Origin of the sequence: Apilactobacillus nanyangensis (assembly GCF_016861915.1) — a bacterium.
GTDB classification, from domain to species: domain Bacteria; phylum Bacillota; class Bacilli; order Lactobacillales; family Lactobacillaceae; genus Apilactobacillus; species Apilactobacillus nanyangensis.
Window position 1 is genome coordinate 1 of sequence record NZ_BOLX01000011.1, and the last position, 18,528, is coordinate 18,528.

Annotated in this window: 20 protein-coding genes and 1 other annotated feature; of the genes, 16 read left to right on the plus strand and 4 right to left on the minus strand. The window is 34.3% G+C overall.

Translation table 11 applies throughout. The annotated features are described in order from the left end of the window. Positions 1–90 precede the first annotated feature (90 nt). The gene (gene yidC, locus JUD45_RS04630) at positions 91–1,020 is read right to left on the minus strand and encodes a membrane protein insertase YidC (RefSeq protein WP_138726364.1); all 930 of its coding nucleotides are present in this window, start codon (positions 1,018–1,020) and stop codon (positions 91–93) included. Between the two features lie 75 nt (positions 1,021–1,095). Next, complete coding sequence (locus JUD45_RS04635) at positions 1,096–1,371, minus strand: acylphosphatase (protein WP_138726363.1); 276 nt, start codon at positions 1,369–1,371, stop codon at positions 1,096–1,098. A 102-nt stretch (positions 1,372–1,473) separates the two neighbouring features. On the opposite strand from JUD45_RS04635, the gene JUD45_RS04640 reads away from it, so the two are divergent. The 8 genes from JUD45_RS04640 (at position 1,474) to greA (ending at position 9,222) form a co-directional block, all read left to right on the plus strand. After that, a complete protein-coding gene (locus JUD45_RS04640; protein WP_138726362.1) occupies positions 1,474–2,244 on the plus strand; it encodes a TrmH family RNA methyltransferase in 771 nt (256 codons plus the stop codon). A 24-nt stretch (positions 2,245–2,268) separates the two neighbouring features. Then, entirely contained in the window at positions 2,269–2,760 is a 492-nt protein-coding gene (locus JUD45_RS04645) for an HD domain-containing protein (RefSeq protein ID WP_138726361.1), read from the plus strand. 13 nt (positions 2,761–2,773) lie between these two features. Then, a complete protein-coding gene (locus JUD45_RS04650) occupies positions 2,774–3,121 on the plus strand; it encodes a winged helix-turn-helix transcriptional regulator (RefSeq protein WP_203619771.1) in 348 nt (115 codons plus the stop codon). A 35-nt stretch (positions 3,122–3,156) separates the two neighbouring features. Continuing rightward, positions 3,157–3,376 (plus strand) — a binding site (T-box leader). 39 nt (positions 3,377–3,415) lie between these two features. Beyond that, a complete protein-coding gene (gene pheS / locus JUD45_RS04655) occupies positions 3,416–4,456 on the plus strand; it encodes a phenylalanine--tRNA ligase subunit alpha (RefSeq protein WP_203619772.1) in 1,041 nt (346 codons plus the stop codon). 12 nt (positions 4,457–4,468) lie between these two features. Continuing rightward, positions 4,469–6,880: a phenylalanine--tRNA ligase subunit beta gene (pheT, locus tag JUD45_RS04660; RefSeq protein ID WP_203619773.1), complete on the plus strand. Its 2,412-nt coding sequence runs from the start codon at positions 4,469–4,471 to the stop codon at positions 6,878–6,880. Between the two features lie 22 nt (positions 6,881–6,902). Next, on the plus strand, positions 6,903–8,027 hold the full coding sequence (mltG, locus tag JUD45_RS04665) for an endolytic transglycosylase MltG (RefSeq protein WP_203619774.1): 1,125 nt from the start codon (positions 6,903–6,905) through the stop codon (positions 8,025–8,027). A gap of 21 nt (positions 8,028–8,048) precedes the next feature. Then, entirely contained in the window at positions 8,049–8,723 is a 675-nt protein-coding gene (udk, locus tag JUD45_RS04670) for a uridine kinase (RefSeq protein ID WP_034530846.1), read from the plus strand. Positions 8,724–8,745: 22 nt separating this feature from the next. Beyond that, positions 8,746–9,222 (plus strand): transcription elongation factor GreA, encoded by a 477-nt coding sequence (gene greA / locus JUD45_RS04675; protein ID WP_138726357.1) that lies wholly within the window; start codon positions 8,746–8,748, stop codon positions 9,220–9,222. 44 nt (positions 9,223–9,266) lie between these two features. Here greA and JUD45_RS04680 read toward each other — a convergent pair whose 3' ends face one another. Next, a complete protein-coding gene (locus JUD45_RS04680) occupies positions 9,267–11,864 on the minus strand; it encodes a YfhO family protein (protein ID WP_138726906.1) in 2,598 nt (865 codons plus the stop codon). A gap of 114 nt (positions 11,865–11,978) precedes the next feature. On the opposite strand from JUD45_RS04680, the gene JUD45_RS04685 reads away from it, so the two are divergent. The 7 genes from JUD45_RS04685 to JUD45_RS04715 all read left to right on the plus strand — a co-directional run bounded on the left by JUD45_RS04685 (position 11,979) and on the right by JUD45_RS04715 (position 17,206). After that, the gene (locus tag JUD45_RS04685) at positions 11,979–14,042 is read left to right on the plus strand and encodes a peptidoglycan D,D-transpeptidase FtsI family protein (RefSeq protein WP_236018487.1); all 2,064 of its coding nucleotides are present in this window, start codon (positions 11,979–11,981) and stop codon (positions 14,040–14,042) included. A 135-nt stretch (positions 14,043–14,177) separates the two neighbouring features. Further along, a complete protein-coding gene (rpmG, locus tag JUD45_RS04690) occupies positions 14,178–14,327 on the plus strand; it encodes a 50S ribosomal protein L33 (protein WP_034530852.1) in 150 nt (49 codons plus the stop codon). 53 nt (positions 14,328–14,380) lie between these two features. Continuing rightward, positions 14,381–14,923, plus strand: coding sequence for a 5-formyltetrahydrofolate cyclo-ligase (locus tag JUD45_RS04695; protein WP_138726904.1), 543 nt, complete (start codon positions 14,381–14,383; stop codon positions 14,921–14,923). Positions 14,924–14,957: 34 nt separating this feature from the next. After that, entirely contained in the window at positions 14,958–15,584 is a 627-nt protein-coding gene (locus tag JUD45_RS04700) for a rhomboid family intramembrane serine protease (protein ID WP_203619775.1), read from the plus strand. A 30-nt stretch (positions 15,585–15,614) separates the two neighbouring features. Continuing rightward, positions 15,615–15,812: a YqgQ family protein gene (locus JUD45_RS04705; RefSeq protein ID WP_034530853.1), complete on the plus strand. Its 198-nt coding sequence runs from the start codon at positions 15,615–15,617 to the stop codon at positions 15,810–15,812. A 24-nt stretch (positions 15,813–15,836) separates the two neighbouring features. Further along, on the plus strand, positions 15,837–16,805 hold the full coding sequence (locus JUD45_RS04710) for an ROK family glucokinase (RefSeq protein WP_138726902.1): 969 nt from the start codon (positions 15,837–15,839) through the stop codon (positions 16,803–16,805). A 20-nt stretch (positions 16,806–16,825) separates the two neighbouring features. Beyond that, positions 16,826–17,206 (plus strand): rhodanese-like domain-containing protein, encoded by a 381-nt coding sequence (locus JUD45_RS04715; RefSeq protein ID WP_203619776.1) that lies wholly within the window; start codon positions 16,826–16,828, stop codon positions 17,204–17,206. A 50-nt stretch (positions 17,207–17,256) separates the two neighbouring features. On the opposite strand, the gene JUD45_RS04720 is transcribed toward JUD45_RS04715, so the two are convergent. Next, positions 17,257–17,433 carry a DUF3042 family protein gene (locus tag JUD45_RS04720; protein WP_034531052.1) on the minus strand — a complete coding sequence of 59 codons (177 nt, stop codon included), beginning with the start codon at positions 17,431–17,433 and terminating at the stop codon, positions 17,257–17,259. Positions 17,434–17,568: 135 nt separating this feature from the next. Between JUD45_RS04720 and miaA the strand changes: the two genes are divergently transcribed. Continuing rightward, positions 17,569–18,498 (plus strand): tRNA (adenosine(37)-N6)-dimethylallyltransferase MiaA, encoded by a 930-nt coding sequence (miaA, locus tag JUD45_RS04725; RefSeq protein ID WP_187155373.1) that lies wholly within the window; start codon positions 17,569–17,571, stop codon positions 18,496–18,498. Positions 18,499–18,528: the final 30 nt, after the last annotated feature.

Here is an 18,528-nt window from a genome sequence, read left to right on the forward strand (position 1 = left end):
CACCGGTTGAATACCGGATCAATTCCTCCCAGAAAATAGCATAACCATCTTCCAATTTTAGGGGTTCAGGTCAAGGTGTTTTTTATTTATCTATCTATTTTGTTTACCTGAGTTACGTTTTCTTAAATCTTCGTGTGTGTCATGTTCTTCTACAGATTCAATTTGTTCAGGTTCATCGGTTGAATCTTCTTCCTCGACGTCATGTAGAATTACTTTTTCATCACTTTGAGCTTGTTCTGCTGCTTGTGCGGCAACTTCAGCTCTAATCTTTGGACGATACATGTTAATGATTGCTGTTTGTAGACAAGCAAACAATCCACTAATGAAGAAGTAGATGCCTAGTCCAGCTGGGGCGCTGAATGTTACTAATACAATCATGATAGGTGTAAAGTATGACATCATCTTCATTTGCTTCTTTTGATCTTCTGGAAGACCTAAAGTCATTAGGTATCCTTGAAGAACATACGCTAAGAATGATAATGCAACTAAGATTAGACTCTTATCACCAAGTTTTACACCTAAGAACATTGTGTGTGAAACTTCTTGTGAGAAACGAATTGCGTTATACAAAGCAATGTAGACAGGCATTTGGATAATCAATGGTAGACAACCAATTCCACCGGCCATGTTGATATTGTTATCCTTGTATAGTTGCATCATTTCTTGTTGAATCTTCATTTGTTCTTCTTTTGAAGAAGCATTTTTTTGTCTTTGTTGAATTTCTTGCATCTTAGGCTTAATGAAGCTCATTTTTTCCTGCATGATAGTTGATTTCTTAGTTTGACTAATCATAGCGGGAAGTAGCACCATTCTAACGATGATTGTTAGAATGATAATCGCCCAACCATATCCACCGAAGATCTTAGCGATAAAGTCTAAAATGTGTTGACCAGGTACAGCAAGGTACTCATATGTAAGCCCATATGGTTTACCGTTTGAATCGACACGTACACATCCTGATAGGACTAACGCCATTGCTCCAATCAAAGATAGGGCACTAAATCTTTTTAATTTTTTCATTACAAAAAACCTTTCCTGTAAATTTCATTTACAATAATACCAGAAAAATGGAATTATATCAGATAAAAACACGAATTATTTTACTATAAACCCTTTATTTTGAGTTTCTTTAATATCAGTTATTTGGATATTATCGACTCTTCCGTAGGGGGTAGGAGAATCTTTTATTTCAGAAATGAATTCATCGACCGTTGGTTTGTCACCATTGACGTGAATTAATACCGTTCTATCTCTTAAGTTTTGAACAGAACCATTTAAATTTAGGCGGTCTGCTACATTTTTAGTGCTGTATCTAAAACCAACACCTTGGACTTTACCGAAAACAATAATTTCAACGTTTTTTCTGATCATATTTATTCCTCCTTACTAAACAATAGTAACATATATGTTTTATCCGATTATTATGATAAAATAATAGGAAAGATAATTAATTTAAAGGGGTCATATCCAGTAATGGAAAAAATTGTTTCTGCAAAAAATGAACGAGTAAAGAAATGGTCTAAGTTAAAAACAAAAAAGGGCCGTGTAAATAGTAATCAATATATATTAGAAAGCTGGCATTTGGTTTCTGAAGCAATTAATGCTAATCAAAATGTTGAAGTAATTCTAACAACTAGTAAACAATACGAATTACATCAAACTGAAGTTGATTCTTTTGATGGCGAAATCATCGAAATTACCGATGACGTTTCGAAAGTGCTAGGATCAACCTCAACACCTCAAGGAATCTTTGGGATTGTTGAATTACCAAAAGAAGATCATTTTGATTCATTGGATATGAATGGATCATGGCTTCTATTGGACCAAATTCAAGATCCTGGAAATATCGGAACAATGGTTAGAACCGCAGATGCAGCCGGATTTGATGGAGTTATCTTTGGTGAAGGGACATCAAGCCAATTCAATCCTAAGGTATTACGTTCTATGCAGGGCAGCCAATTCCACTTAAAACTACTGGAAGGCGACTTACTTGATTGGATTCACAAGTTTAAGGAAAACGATGTTCCGGTTTATGGAACTGAATTAAACCCCGAAGCAGTGAGTTACGATCAGATTGAAAAACAAGATGCATTTGCCTTAGTTATGGGAAATGAAGGTAATGGGATGCAAGATAAAATACTTGACCAAACCACTAAAAATTTATATATTCCTATCAAAGGGAAGGCAGAATCTCTAAATGTAGCGATTGCTGCTGGTATCGCAATGTTCCATCTTAAAAAATAAATTATTGAGTTAGGAGATAGTATATTGAAAGAAGATGCATGGCGAAATGATATAGAATATGTTAGCTATGTTTCTGATTTACTAAAAAGTCCAGAAGTATTGAGACTAGATAACTATATCCAACATCATTCATCAACTCGTTTACAGCATTGTATTAACGTTTCATACGAAAGCTACCTGGTTGCAAAGAAATTTGGACTAGATGCTAAGGCCACTGCACGTGGTGGATTGCTTCATGACCTATTCTTCTACGATTGGCGAGTAAGCAAGTTTAGATTGGGTTCGCATGCTTATATGCACCCTAGAGTAGCTCTTAGAAACGCTGAAAAGATTACAAAGTTAAATGATAAAGAAAGAGACATCATTACTAAGCATATGTGGGGGTTAACTTTAACGAAGCCTAAGTATGCAGAAAGCGTGGTTGTTTCACTTATCGATGACTATGATGCTATTCGAGAATATTTCGCACCAAAATATCGATTTATCAAAAATAAAATTAAAAGTAAAACATTATAAAGGAGGTTAATTCATGGCAAAAGACAGTCAAATGAGTACAACCATTGATTTTCATTTGTGTCCAAAATTCGAACAAACTTTTCAAATGCTAGGCAAGAAATGGAATGGTTTGATTATTGAAACATTATTGGTAAATGGACCACAAAGATTCAAGTGTATTGCTAACGTAGTTTCTAAGTGCAGCGATCGTGTATTGGTTGAAAGACTAAAAGAACTTGAAGAAGATGGTATCATCACCCGTAGAACCTTTTGTGATTCTTCATTAATTCAATATGAATTAACTGAAAAAGGCGAAGCACTAGGCCCAATCATGGAACAAATTCATGACTGGTCAGACCAATGGTGTGATATTAACGATTAACCTTGACCGGTTAGTATTTTTAAGATATTATTTAATTAAATGTGTTGAAGAAAAATTAGTAGGCGACAGATAGTACAGAAAGACTATATTTGATGAGAGTAGTCATTAAGTCAGCTGAATTCATTTTCTGAACTGATATTGGGAGTTACAATTAACGAAAAATAATCCGGTATTCCACCGTTATGGATTTAGAGTGTATGAGCTATGAACATTAGCTTATAAACTAGGGTGGTACCGCGAAGCTTCGTCCCTTTTGGGATGGGGCTTTTTTTGTTGAAATGAGAGGAGAATACTATGTCATTAAAAGATGATTTAACAAAGTTGCGTGATGATGGAATCGCACAAATCAATCAAGCGACTGATGTTAACGAAATTACTAAAGAAATTAAAGTTAATTTACTTGGTAAAAAAGGTCCAATTACCCAGGCCTTAAGAGGTATTAAGGACTTACCAGTTGAAAAAAGACCTGAAGTTGGTAGTTATGCCAATGAAATCAGGGATGAAATTCAAAATGCACTAGATGCAAAACTAAAAGAATTAGAAGATAAGGCACTAGAAGAACAACTAGTTGCTGAAAAAATTGATGTTACTCTTCCAAGTACTCCTGTTGCTAAGGGACATCCACACGTTATTCAATCTATCATTGATGAAATTTGTGACATGTTCATGGGAATGGGCTACGAAGTTAAGAGTGGTCCAGAAGTAGAAGAAGATAAGTATAACTTTGAAATGATGAACCTACCAAAGGATCATCCAGCCAGAGATATGCAAGATACTTTCTACATCACTAAAGAAATCTTGATGAGAACTCAAACCTCTCCTATGCAAGCAAGAACTCTTGAAAAACATGATTTCAGTAAAGGTCCGCTAAAAATGATTTCACCGGGTGTTGTATACAGACGTGATACTGATGACCCAACTCACTCACACCAATTCCACCAAGTAGAAGGAATCGTGATTGATAAGAACATTACAATGGGTGACCTAAAGGGAACTCTTGAATACCTATTACACCAATTATTCGGTAACAAGTATGATATTCGTTTGAGACCAAGTTACTTCCCATTCACTGAACCTTCAGTAGAAGCTGATGTTACTTGTTTCAAGTGTGATGGTAAGGGTTGTGACGTATGTAAGCACTCAGGATGGATTGAAGTTCTAGGTGCCGGAATGGTACATCCAAACGTATTAAAGATGGCCGGTGTAGATGCTGACGTATACGGTGGTTTCGCATTTGGTCTTGGACCAGATCGTTTTGCAATGTTGAAATACGGTGTAGAAGATATTCGTGATTTCTACCTAAACGATGTTAGATTTTTATCGCAATTTAATTAAGGAGAGATACTAATGAAAATTTCATACAACTGGCTAAAGGAATACATCGACTTAGATATTCCTGCTGACGAATTAGCCGAAAAAATTGAACGTTCATCAGTCGAAGTTGACTCTGTTATCAAACCTAGCGATGGACTTAAAAAAATCGTTGTAGGTAAGATTGTGGAAATGGAAAACCATCCAGATTCAGATCACTTACACATTTGCCAAGTGGACGTTGGTGAAGATGAACCAGTGCAAATTGTCTGTGGGGCTCCTAATGCTCAAGTAGGCAAAAACGTTATTACAGCATTATCTGGTGCCAGAGTTGCTGATAACATGAAAATTAAAAAATCAAAGATGCGTGGAATTCAATCTAATGGGATGCTTTGCGCATTAGATGAAATTGGTTATCCTAAGGACGTTGTTCCAAAGGAATGGGCCGATGGAATCTACTTCTTACCTGAAGATGCTACTTTGGGTGACGACGTATACAAGTACCTTGGCATGGATGATGCACTAATTGATTTGGATGTAACTCCTAACCGTGGTGACATGCTAAGCATTTATGGTACAGTTCATGATTTAGCTGCTATTTACAACAAACCAGCTAAGTTTGATTTAGATAAGGTTAGTGAAACTTCCGATAAATTAACTTCAGATCAAATTCAAAGTGATGTTAATGATGAAATTGCTTGGACATACCTAAACCGTGTTGTTAATGATGTCGAAGTAAAACCAAGTCCACTATGGATGCAAGTTAGACTTTGGAATGCAGGAATCAAACCAGTAAACAACATTGTTGATATTACAAACTACTCAATGCTTAAGTTTGGTCAACCAATGCATGCATACGATTTAGATAAACTTTCAGGAAAAGTATCAGTAAGATATGCTAATGATGGTGAAAAGATTACTACTTTGGATGAAAACGAAGTGGAATTAGATTCAAACGATTTAGTAGTTGCTGATGACAATGGTCCAATCGCAATGGCCGGTGTAATTGGTGGTATGGACAGTTCTATTACTGCTGACACCAAGAACGTATTGTTCGAATGTGCTATCTTTGACCCAATTAAAGTTAGAAAGATGGCTAGAAAACACGTTATCCATACTGAAGCTTCACAACGTTTCGAACGTGGTGTAGATCCAATGGCAGTTGAAGATGTATTGTCTTCAGCTAGTGAAATGGCTAGAGAAATTGCTAATGGTTCAGTTACTAACGATGTTTTAGTTGGTAGCAAGTACGAAGCTAAGAAAGCCGTTATCGAAATTTCAATTGCTCGTATTAACCATGTTCTAGGTATGGAATTAAGCGCTCAAGAAGTAATTGATATTTTTGAAAGACTTGGTTTCGAAGTTAAGGCCACAGGTGATGATTTAGTTGTAACAATTCCAACTAGACGTGGTGACATTCATATTCAAGCTGACTTAATTGAAGAAGTTGCTAGAATTTATGGATACGACAACCTACCAAGTACACTACCAACAACTACAATGACTACTGGTGGATTGAATGAAGAACAACAATTAATTAGAGACAGTCGTCATATTCTAGAAGGACTAGGCTTAACTCATGCAATTTCATATGCATTAACAACTGAAGAAAAAGCTAAAATGTTCATGATGGGTGAATCAGCACAAATTGATTTAAGCTACCCAATGAGTAGTGATCATACTACTTTACGAATGAATTTAGTTTCTGGATTACTAGATGATATTGCATATAACAAGGCTAGAAAAGTTGATAACGTGGCTTTATACGAACAAGGTCGCGTTTTCCATAAGGACAATGAAGATGTTGTAAAACCAGATGAAATTGAACATTTAGCTGGTGCAATGACTGGTTCATTAGTAGATAATTCATGGAATCAACCTGCTAAGAACGTTGATTTCTTCCAAATTAAGGGAATTGTTAACGAATACCTGGAAACAATCGGTTTAAATGGTGAAATTAGTTACGTAGCTAATGCATCATACCCAGAAATGCACCCAGGTAGAACTGCTGATATCTTCGTTCATGGCCACTATGTTGGTTTTGTTGGCCAAGTTCATCCAAAGATTGCAAAGCAATTCAAGATTAATGAAACTTATGTATTTGATTTAAACCTACAAACAATTATTGACCTACCTAAGAAGGAACAAAGCTATGAATTAGTTTCAAAATACCCTTCAATTAAACGTGATATCGCAATGTTAATCGATAAGAACATTGAAAATGACTCAATTGTTAAGGTAATTGAAAAACGTGGTGGAGCATACTTAGTTGATGTTAAGTTGTTTGACTTATACGAAGGTGAACATGTACCTGAAGATAAGAAGTCACTAGCATACTCATTAACTTTCCAAAACAAGCATGATACTTTAGTCGATGACGACGTGAATAATGCAATGGATAAAGTGCAAAGAAATCTTGAAAAAGAATTCAATGTAGAAATACGTTAGTTTTTAAATGGAGGAAATGGATTTGAATGAAGAAAAGAACTCCAATGATTTAGAAAAGAAGCACACTAATCTAGGCAAGAAGATTTCACTAAGTATTATCGCCATCTTAATAGTTTTGGGGATTTTCATATTTGTTCTTGGGCATCAATACGTTAAGGAATCACTAAAACCATTGAATCCTAAGGATAAAGAATTGATACAAGTTCAAATCCCAATGGGTGCTTCTGATAAGAAAATTGGATCAATCTTACAAGAAAAGAAAATTGTTAAAAGTGGTCTAGTATTTGATTACTTCGTAAATAGTCATAATTATTCTGGCTTAAAGGCTGGTTATTATGAACTTTCACCTTCAATGAGTTTGCAAAAGATTGCTAATAAGTTGAAAAAAGGTGGAACTGCTCAACCTCTACAAGGTAAATATGGTCGATTACTTGTTCGTGAGGGTGATAACATCGATGAAATTGCCCAATCAGTAGAACAAAGTAGCAGCTACTCAAGTACTGATTTTAAAGACTTGATGAAGGATAAAGATTTCTTGAACCAATTGAAGAAGAAATATCCTAAGCTTTTATCTTCAGCATTTAAGGCTAAGAATAGAAAATATGTGTTGGAAGGATATCTATATCCAGCAACCTATAACTCACAAAAAAATGTGACCTTGAAACAAATTGTTAATCAAATGGTTGCCAAAACTAATTATGAATTTAGTCCATATTTCAAGGAAATAAAGAAACAAAACCTAACAGTCGACGAAGCAATTACTTTAGCTTCATTTATTGAACACAATCATGTCGCTAAAAAAGATCAAGAAAAAATTGCGGGAATATTATATAATCGTCTAAATAGTAATTTACCTCTTGAAGTGCAATCTTCTATTAGGTATGCTAATGGTAAAGTTTCTGGACAAAAACTTTCAAAGAAAGACTATGATTCTTCAACCCCTTATAATTTATATAAAAACACAGGATTTCCACCTAGTGCCATTAATAACCCAACGGTTAAGTCACTAGATTCAGTTCTAAATCCTAAGGATATGACTACTTTTTACTTGGCATATAGTGTTAATATAAACAATAAGAAGGTTAAGTATTATAATTCAGATAAAGATGTCGATGACTTAATCGGCAATGATAGTGTTATGAGATAAATCGGTTATGGAGAGATTATTATGGTAGAAAAGAAAAAGCGTCCCGTTGTTATTGGTGTTACTGGTGGTTCAGGTAGTGGTAAAACTACTGTTAGTCGTGCCATCTTTAACCAACTATTGGGTCATTCAATTATGATTTTGCAACAAGATTCTTACTACAAGGATCAATCACATAAGACAATGGCTGAAAGAGAAGAAACTAACTACGATCATCCATTAGCTTTTGATAGTGACTTATTATTAGAACATTTAAATAAGCTTCTAAACTATGAAGCAATTGAAAAACCGGTTTATGACTACACTAAATTAAATCGTAGTACTGAAACAGTTACTCAAGAACCACGTGATGTTATCATCCTAGAAGGAATCTTAATCCTAGATGACAAGCGTCTAAGAGACTTAATGGATATCAAAGTATTCGTTGATACAGACGATGACATTCGTATTTTAAGAAGAATTCAAAGAGATACTAAAGAACGTGGCAGAACATTAGATGAAGTTATCCAACAATACTTGGAAACTGTTCGTCCAATGTATAACCAATTTGTTGAACCAAGTAAGCGTTATGCTGATATCATCGTTCCAGAAGGTGGTAAGAACCAAGTTGCGATTGATTTATTAACAACTAAGATTCAATCAATCTTGGTAAAACATGGTAACAACAAGGTATTCAATAATATTGATACAACAATCTAATTAATTAAAAGGAGAGTTTAAAATGGCTAAAGATGAAATCTACCCAATGACAGTCGAAGGTAAACAAAAACTAGAAGCTGAATTGGAAGATTTAAGATTAAATCAACGTCCACAAATCATTGAAAGAATCAAGATTGCCAGAAGTTATGGTGATTTATCAGAAAACTCTGAATATGAATCAGCTAAGAACGAACAAAGTATGTTAGAAAGCCGCATTACTACTGTAGAACATATGCTACAATATGCTGATGTCGTTGATAACGACGATGTTGAAAGTGACATGGTAAACGTTGGTAAGAAGGTTACTTTTAAGGAGCTACCAGATGAAGATCCTGAAACTTACCAAATCGTTGGTGCTGCTGAAGCTGATCCATTGGAAGGTAAAATTTCAAACGACTCACCAATTGCTAAGGGTCTATTAGGCCACAAGGTTGACGATGAAGTAGTTATTGAAATCCCTGCCGGTGACATGAAAGTTAAAATTATCAGTGTTGAATAATTTAACAAATAAAAAAGGGCTCGTTTTATACGAGTCCTTTTTTATTATCTTTTTTTCTTATATAGGTAATAAATGATCGTAAATATTAATGCCAATAATGATATTAATATTCCTGCATTTAATCCTGATGGATAGAATGATAACTTAATTTTATGGTTACCCTTTGAAAGGTTATCAAAACCGATAAATTCATCATTTACGACCTTGATCGGATGTTTCTTACCATCTACCGTTAATGTCCAACCATTTGAATATGGGATTGAAGTTGAGACAGCTCGATGATTTGATGAAATGTTTACGTCAGCTGAAACAGTATTTCCATTAATGTTAATTCTATTATTTTGTGTTCTAATGGATTTAGTTTCACTTAAAAATTTAGGTAGATTTAAGGATGCTATATTAAACTCATTGGTGTACAACTTGCCGTTTAGTAACTTAATGGTGATTTTATTATCCTTATTGTTTGGAAGACTTACAACGAAGGTGCTTTGGAAATCGTTTGGTAGATTTAACTGTTCACCGTTAACCTTAATACTACATTTTTGCTGATTCATTGATGCAGGAAGAATTAAGTATGGAACCATTCCATTTTTGTGATGGTACTTGATTGTGACTAGACCATTCTTTAATAAATTATTCTTGGAAATGATTTGATTGTTTAATCCGGTTAATGCATTCGTATTTGTGCAAAGGATGGTGTAGTTCATATTTTCGTTGAATACATCGCTATTGTCTCCAGTAACTTGTTTTACCATTGAGTTTTGATACTTAATTGGATCCGATGCAATTATTCTTGAAAAGATATTGTTTGATGCCGTGTAAATAAGAGGGAATGCATTGTTTGATTTAAAAATTTGGAAGATATCAATCTTTTGAATATGGTTATTCACAATATCATAACGATTGCTGCTCTTTTGAATCATTGGATATGCTTTATTGTAGTTGATTGTATTAATAAAGTATTTAAATGACAGCATTGAGTCAGTTACGAGTGTACCGTTTGAATAGTCAATTGATCCGGTAGTATAAGCATTACCAATCTTAGAATTGAAATCAGGAGTTGATTTCCTAAGCGTTGATGAAAATGTTGAACCACCGAAGAAATTAGATTCAATAGGATCATCTCTAGTTCGATAAAAGTCCTTACTAATACGATAAAAGCTAGTATCTTTTTGTTTAATATCATCGACATGCTTATTTAAGGTTGCAGTGTATTTCATGTAGTCATCGTTTGATACATAGCTAATAGAGTTTAGTGAATTAAAGGCGTTTAATCCCGAGTCACCGATAGCGATAATTATCAAACTAAGTAGATAGTATTTATTGTCTTTATTGGAGATATGAATTACTAGAAAACTAATTGCAATAAATGCTAATGAGATTAGATACTTTGTTAGTGACATGTAATTGAAACTATTGATGTTGACTGCTGTGTAGATGAGACCAGCGATTAGAATTAATCCTGAAACAATAATTTCTTTTAGACTGATATGGCTGTTTTGATTATCTAGTCCAACGGCTGCAATATAAATAATCCAGAAACAAAAAATAAATGAAAAACGATATGGATACCAAATTGGGAATTGCATTGCGTGCCAAAGTAAGTTAAGTGGTTCGAAGAACATTGAAACGATGATAATCGCTGTAATTACAAAAGTCGCAATTTTATGTTTTAATCCAATTTGTTTATTACAGAAGAATAGTATGAAACCGATTAGTGCGATTGATCCAATGAATATGTTGGGATATCCATTGGGCATTTGTGAAAAGTTAAAGCTACCATCAAAAAGCTTTGAAACCATCTTTAAAGGATTGTATTCAACTTTCCATTTAAAGGTTGATAGGGTATATGCAGCCTTACCATTTTTAAGTTCAAGCAGGTTGGGCAAGAATATAAATGACGATAATAATAGAGATATTACGTGGCCTATTCCAACTTTGAATAACTTGGTTACTCGGTTCTTTAAAGTGCCGTTATCAATCAATAATTTACTAATTACATAGATAATTGAAAATAAGGTAATCATGTATGCAATGTAGTAATTAATAACTAACATGGCAGTGTAACTGATGATAAAGACGCGATACTTATTGCTGTCCAATATTTTATCAATACCGATAATTATGATTGGTAGAAGGATAACTCCATCTAACCACATGACGTTTAATTGGTTGGCAATCATCCAACCATTTAGTGCGTATGCGACAGACAATGATAGGATGATGGCATTTTTCTTGATTCCTTTATGCTTTAGAAAAACACTGAATGTTAATCCAGATGTACCGTACTTAAGCAATGTTATTAATAGGATAGAGAAATTGATAAATTTTGCAGGGATAAGTAAAAGAATCACATTAAATGGACTTAGTAGATAATATCCCCAAATTCCAATCATTTCTCCACCATATCCGTTTGAAAATGAGTATAATATGCTATGTAGGTCTAAAGATAGGATTGTTCGACGGAAATATGCGAACAAATCAACGTACTGTTGGCCTAAGTCGACAGTTAAAATACTACTATTTCCAAATGGAAACATATTGCGGTAAGCAAAGTAACATGCCATAATAATAAATGGAATGAAAAAGCTTAATAAGTATAAGCTGTGTTTTTTTATGATTTTTGTAATTGAATTAATCATAGTGAATACTTCCTATGTATTTTGATTATTACTTATAAAGTAACCTAATATTAGTATACAATAAACCAGAGTAAATGACTTATTAACATATAATAATTAAGGAGTTAGATTGTCTTGAATAGTTTTTTGCAAAAAATATTTCACCACAGTGATCGTGGAGAAAATTCAAAGGTACCATTTAGATTAAATATTATTCTGACGGTTGTTGGGATTTTATTTGCTATCTTAATAATTCAATTGGGTTATTTGCAGATTGTTAATGGAAACCAATATAAGGCTGAAGTTAATAGATCCGATAATTCTGTTAAGTATGGAAACGTGCAAAGAGGGATGATTTACGATTCTACCGGTCGTGTCCTTGTTGGGAATAAAGCCCATCAAGCTATTCAATACACTAAAGGATTATCTGTAACTAGTGCTGACTTATATAAGATTGCCAACACACTAGGCAAGTACCTAACTGTTGATACTTCAACATTAACTCCTAGACAAGAAGCTGACTTTTACTTAGCTAATGCTGATAACCTTAAGAAGGTAAGCTCCAGTATTAGTTTCCCTAAGGGTTCAAGTACTAGTGAACAATACACTTTAGAACTTCAAAAAGTTATGAATGATAAACTTTATAGTTCAGATAAAGAAACTAAGAATGCTGCTGAAATTTTCCAAAAGATGAGTGGCTCTTATCAATTATCAACTACATACATTAAGACAACTAATGTTACTAATAAGGAAATTGCCGAAATTGGTGAACATTTAGATGAAATGCCAGGTGTACAAATTGGTGATAGTTGGACTAGAGAATATCCAAACGGAAACGCTATTCAAAGTATTGTTGGTACTGTTTCTTCAGAAAAGGTTGGTTTGCCAAGCGATAGAATTAATACACTATTAGCTGAAGGATACTCCAGAAATGATAGTGTCGGCCAAAGTTACCTAGAAGAAAAGTATGAAGCTACTTTGCGTGGTTCTAAGTCACAAACCCTTATTAAGGGTGGTAGCTTAGATAAGGCTGTTAAACAATATGGTGGTCAAAAGGGTGACAATCTTCAATTAACTATTAACTCAGAATTTGAAAAGAAGATTCAATCATTAGTTGAAGAAGCTGATCAAGGAACCGGTAATTCAACAGGTGCTTATGCAGTTGTTATGAATCCTAATACAGGTGGAATTATCGGTTTAGCTGGAGTTAGCCGTGATCCTCAAACAGGAAAAGAAACACCAAACGCACTTGGAACAATTAATAGTTCAATCGTTATGGGTTCTGTTGTTAAAGGTGCCATGGTTTCTGGTGCATTAATGGATAAGGTGATTACACCAACTAACTCTACTTTAACTGATAAGCCAATCTTAACTGGTGGAACCAGAAAAGCATCATGGTTTAACCAAAGCGGTAACCATGATATCGCTCTTGATGCATCAACTGCGCTAGAAGTTTCATCTAACTCATACATGATGCAATTAGCGATGAAAGAAGCTAAGTTCAACTATGTTGAAGGTGGAGCTTTAACAATGAACCCAAATGTATTTAACATCATGAGAGGTTACTTCAACCAATTCGGTTTAGGTGTATACACTGGAATTGATTTACCTGGTGAAACAAAGGGTATTCAAGGTCCTAGTGGTTCAGCAAACATTGGTAAAGCACTCGATTTATCATACGGTAACTATGATGCCTATACTCCAATGCAAATTGCTCAATACATTTCAACCATTGCTAATGGTGGATACAGAATTGAACCACACATCGTTCAAAGTATTCGTGCTTCAAGTAAGAATGGTAAATTAGGTCGAGTTAAATACACTGTTACACCAACTGTACTAAATAAGATTGATATGACAGCTGCACAAAGAAAAGTTGTTACTGATGGTTTCTACAAAGTGGTTCATGGTACGAACGAATACAGAACCGGGATTACTTTAAATACTGTTAAACCTTCAATTTCAGCTAAGACTGGTACTGCCCAAACATTCTACTCAAGTGGAAAGAAAGGTTCTAAGCCAGTTGAAACTGTTACTTTGAGTTTAGGGTCATTTGCACCTTCAGATAACCCACAAGTGGTTGTTGTAGTTGCTATTCCAAACTTACCAAGTGATGCTGAAAGTAACAATGTGCAACTTGCTCAAAAGATTTATGAAGCATACTGGAAGTATGTTCAATCCGATAGTGGCTTGAAATAATTGCTGTTAAGTAATTTTCCTTAACAATATTTATATAAACTCTGGTCAAATCGAATAAAAAATGATAATATATTAAGAGTTGAAAGTTGTTTATATAAAAATTAAAAATACAACTAACTTGGAGGTGTAACTAAGATGAGAGTACACATTACTTTAGAATGTACAGAATGTCACGAACGTAATTACTTATCAACTAAGAGTCGTCGTAACAACCCTGATCGTTTGGAATTAAAGAAATACTGTCCACGTGAAAGAAAAGTTACATTACATCGTGAAACAAAATAAGGATTCGGGTTTAAAGGCCCAAATCCTTTTTTTATACTCTGGGAAGTGAATAGATGGATAAATCAGTAGCTAGAAAAGAAATTTTAAACAAACTTAAAAACTTAGACAATCAAGAAGATGTACAATATCTATATAATCAGTTATTTGAAACTGAGGAGTGGATGAATGCGTCTTCGATTGGAGTAACCTTAAGTACAGATATTGAGATTGATACCAAGCCAATCATTGATATGGCACTTAACCATAACAAGAAGGTATATGTTCCTAAGGTGATTAATAAAAGCGACATGGAATTTATTGAATATAACAATGAAACTAAGCTGTTGGTTAATAAAATGGGGATAGCTGAACCAATTAATGGGGATGGAATCGACATCAATCAGATTGATTTATTAATTGTTCCCGGGATGGCTTTTGACATGTCTAATAATAATCGACTTGGTTATGGTGGAGGATACTACGATAGAGTTTTAGTTGATTATCCTGGAAATACTATTGCACTTGCTGATAGAATTAGAATGTATGAAAAATCGATATGGAAAGTAGATGATTTTGATCAACAAGTTGAAACAATTATTCACTCGAATTTCAAATAACCGATTATATCGAAAATTAGATGATACTCCCTTCATGACAGAGGGAATTCTTGCGATAATCGTATTCGTATATGTTTTCGGAATTATTACTAATTCAACGGATAATATTATTAATTATGGTGCAATGTATCGACCATTGGTTGAATACGGTCAATGGTGGAGATTTATAACACCTATCTTTATTCATCTATCATTTCTACATATTTTAATGAACGGAATTAGTTTGTACTATGTAGGGATTCAGCTTGAAAAGATTTTTGGACACGTTAGATTTCTTGTGATTTTTATGTTGTCAGGAATATTTGGGAACATCGCTAGTTTCGCATTTTCAAATGGTGCTAGTGCAGGTGCAAGTACTGCCATCTTCGGATTGTTCGGAGTGTTTTTGATGTTAGGCGAGACTTTTCATGATAATATGTATGTCAGAAGAATGTCACAAAGTTTTCTATTACTAATTATTCTAAACATTGGTTTTGACTTGATGTCACCAGATATTGATATCCTAGGTCATATCGGTGGTTTAATTGCAGGTTTCTTGTTACCTTACGTGGTTGGATTACCATCAGAATTTAAAATACCAATGGCTAAGAAAATATTGGCAATGATTGTATTAATCATATTTGCGTTTTTTTGCTTAAAAACTGGTTATTTTGCAAATTAATTAGTGCATTTTTCGTTAGGATGTGGGAAAATGAAGACGTTGTACGATGTTCAACAACTTTTAAAAAAATTTGGAATCTATGTTTACGTTGGCAAAAGATTGTGGGATATAGAGGTTATGGCCTTAGAGCTTGATCATCTACATGATGCCGGACTGGTAACAAAAGAAGAGTTCATACAGGCAAAACTTGTATTAAAACATGAACATGGAATCGAAGAAAAGAAATAATACAATTTTTAGGAGGAAACTAAAATGGTACGTAAGTTAATTGGAATCGATTTAGGAGGTACAACAACTAAGTTGGCATTCCTAACTGATAGCGGTGAAATCTTAGATAAGTGGGCTATTACCACCGATGTAAGCGCTAACGGAGAAAAGATTGTTCCAAATATCATTAACTCTATCTCAAAGAAGATGGAGGACTCTGATCATAAAATTGACGACTTTATTGGAATTGGAATGGGAACTCCAGGTTCAGTAAACCGTGAGGAAGGTACTGTAATTGGGGCTTACAATTTAAACTGGAAGACTACCCAACATATTAAAGACCAAATCGAAAAAGCATTAGGCCTACCATTTGCTTTAGATAACGATGCTAACGTTGCTTCATTAGGTGAATACTGGAAGGGTGCCGGAAGTAAGGACTCAGATGTTGTATTCGTAACACTAGGAACTGGTGTTGGTGGAGGTGTCATCGTTAACGGTGAACTAGCACACGGTGTTAATGGTGGTGCTGGTGAAATTGGTCACATTACTGTTGAACCAGGTGGATTCGAATGTACTTGTGGTAAACGCGGTTGTCTAGAACAATACGCATCTGCTACTGGTGTTGTTAAGGTAGCAAAGAGCCTTTCAAGTGAATTTACTGGTCAATCAAGACTAAAAGAAATGATTAACTCAGGTGAAGAAGTTACTTCTAAGGTAGTCTTCTTCCTAGCTGATAATGGTGATATTTTTGCAAACCAAGTTGTAGATCACGTATGTTACTACCTAGGTCTTGCATTAGCTAACGTTGGTAACACATTGAACCCAGATAACATCGTTATTGGTGGTGGTGTTTCAAACGCCGGAAATACACTATTACAACCAACAACTAAGTACTTCCAAGAAAATGCATTTAGACCTGTTAGAGACTCAACCAAGATTCGTTTAGCTCAACTAGGTAATGATGCAGGGGTAATTGGTGCAGGTTCATTAGCTTTAAGAAACATTAACAAATAAAATTAGGGGTGTAATAACACATGATTCCATCCATGCTTTTAATTGTTGTTATTTTATTAGCAATTCTAATTTATAACACCATTACTAGAATGAGAGCAAACCGTGTAGCTACCTTCGTTGATGAAGAAGCATTTAAGCAAGGTAGTCACAGAGGACAAATTGTTGATTTAAGAGAAAACAGAGATTTTGAATCTGGTCACATTTTAGGGGCTAGAAGTATTCCTTACTCAACAATCAAGATGTTCTATAAGAATATTCGAAAAGACATGCCAGTGTACTTATACGATCAAGGTAAAACTTTAAGTATTAAGACTGCAATCTTGCTTGGCAAGAACGGATACAAAGATATTTATATCCTAAAGTCAGGTTTTAGAAACTGGAATGGAAAGACTAAGAAGTAAATAAAAAAAGCACTTTACAATTTGTAAAGTGTTTTTTTTATTGTTTCGTATTAGTTTAAGTGAGCGGAACGTTGTTTACGAACAACTCTTTTTCTGTTTTCTTCTAGTTTATCAGCTTGACCTTCAACAGGGTCTACAACTTTTTTCTTGAAAGAGAATAATGCTCCAGCAACTGCGCTTGATGTTGCTAATGCACCAACAAAGAATCCTTTAGCGAATTTTTTCATTTTAAGTCCTCCTATATAATAATTTGCTTTACACTTACCATTATGATGTTTTTTTATTTATTTATCCAGTCTTAAGTATATTTTAATTCAATATTTTATATGCTAAACTTATATGGGCAGAAATGGTGGGATAATATGCAAAAAGTGCTAATAATTGTTGGACCAACAGCGGTCGGAAAAACAAGTTTATCAATTAAGTTGGCTAAGAAATTAAATGGTGAGGTTATTTCTGGTGATTCAATGCAGGTTTACAAACACTTAGACATTGGAACGGCCAAAGTGACAAAAGAAGAATCAGAAGGAATTGTTCATCATTTAATTGATATTATTGATGTAGACAAAAGATATTCAGCGGCTGATTTTGTTGAGTCGGCTAATAAACTAATTGATGACATTCATAAAAGGGGAAAGCTTCCTATTATTGTTGGAGGTACTGGTTTTTATATCCAATCACTTGTCGATGGATTAAACCTCGGTGGTGATCATTATGATAATGAAGAATATAGAAAAGAAATGCATATGTTTGCTGAAGAAAACGGTAAGCATGCATTATGGCTCAAATTACAGAGTGTTGATGAAGTATCTGCCAAAAAGATTGGTGAAGAAAATGAACGCAGGGTAATTAGAGCTTTAGAGGTTTATCACAACACAGGTGTTAAATTCTCAGAACAAACCAATAATTCCGTCTCAATTGATCCATATATTATTGCACTTAATACCGATAGGAAGGTATTGTATGATCGCATCAATAAGCGTGTTGATATTATGTTTAAAGATGGTTTAATCGAGGAAGCTAAATGGTTGGATCAAAAAGGTGACATTTCCTTACCTGCATATAAGGGGATTGGTTACCGAGAATTCATCAACTATTTCCATGGCGATTTAGACCTAGATGATGTTTCTGAATTAATTAAAAAGGATTCTAGACATTATGCTAAAAGACAGCTAACTTGGTTTAGAAATAAGATGAAAGTTAACTGGTATGACATAATATCTAACATGGAAGTTGTGAAAAACATCGAAAAAGATGTATTTAATTGGCTAAATGACAAAAAAGTGCCATAATATGTTAGAAGTTATTACATTAAATGTTGA

Bases quoted from the DNA above. Each gene is read 5' to 3' on its own strand.
- yidC (WP_138726364.1), bottom strand. From the start codon at position 1,020: ATGAAAAAATTAAAAAGATTTAGTGCCCTATCTTTGATTGGAGCAATG.
- JUD45_RS04635 (WP_138726363.1), bottom strand. From the start codon at position 1,371: ATGATCAGAAAAAACGTTGAAATTATTGTTTTCGGTAAAGTCCAAGGT.
- JUD45_RS04640 (WP_138726362.1), top strand. From the start codon at position 1,474: ATGGAAAAAATTGTTTCTGCAAAAAATGAACGAGTAAAGAAATGGTCT.
- JUD45_RS04650 (WP_203619771.1), top strand. From the start codon at position 2,774: ATGGCAAAAGACAGTCAAATGAGTACAACCATTGATTTTCATTTGTGT.
- pheS (WP_203619772.1), top strand. From the start codon at position 3,416: ATGTCATTAAAAGATGATTTAACAAAGTTGCGTGATGATGGAATCGCA.
- pheT (WP_203619773.1), top strand. From the start codon at position 4,469: ATGAAAATTTCATACAACTGGCTAAAGGAATACATCGACTTAGATATT.
- udk (WP_034530846.1), top strand. From the start codon at position 8,049: ATGGTAGAAAAGAAAAAGCGTCCCGTTGTTATTGGTGTTACTGGTGGT.
- greA (WP_138726357.1), top strand. From the start codon at position 8,746: ATGGCTAAAGATGAAATCTACCCAATGACAGTCGAAGGTAAACAAAAA.
- JUD45_RS04680 (WP_138726906.1), bottom strand. From the start codon at position 11,864: ATGATTAATTCAATTACAAAAATCATAAAAAAACACAGCTTATACTTA.
- rpmG (WP_034530852.1), top strand. From the start codon at position 14,178: ATGAGAGTACACATTACTTTAGAATGTACAGAATGTCACGAACGTAAT.
- JUD45_RS04695 (WP_138726904.1), top strand. From the start codon at position 14,381: ATGGATAAATCAGTAGCTAGAAAAGAAATTTTAAACAAACTTAAAAAC.
- JUD45_RS04700 (WP_203619775.1), top strand. From the start codon at position 14,958: ATGACAGAGGGAATTCTTGCGATAATCGTATTCGTATATGTTTTCGGA.
- JUD45_RS04705 (WP_034530853.1), top strand. From the start codon at position 15,615: ATGAAGACGTTGTACGATGTTCAACAACTTTTAAAAAAATTTGGAATC.
- JUD45_RS04710 (WP_138726902.1), top strand. From the start codon at position 15,837: ATGGTACGTAAGTTAATTGGAATCGATTTAGGAGGTACAACAACTAAG.
- JUD45_RS04715 (WP_203619776.1), top strand. From the start codon at position 16,826: ATGATTCCATCCATGCTTTTAATTGTTGTTATTTTATTAGCAATTCTA.
- JUD45_RS04720 (WP_034531052.1), bottom strand. From the start codon at position 17,433: ATGAAAAAATTCGCTAAAGGATTCTTTGTTGGTGCATTAGCAACATCA.
- miaA (WP_187155373.1), top strand. From the start codon at position 17,569: ATGCAAAAAGTGCTAATAATTGTTGGACCAACAGCGGTCGGAAAAACA.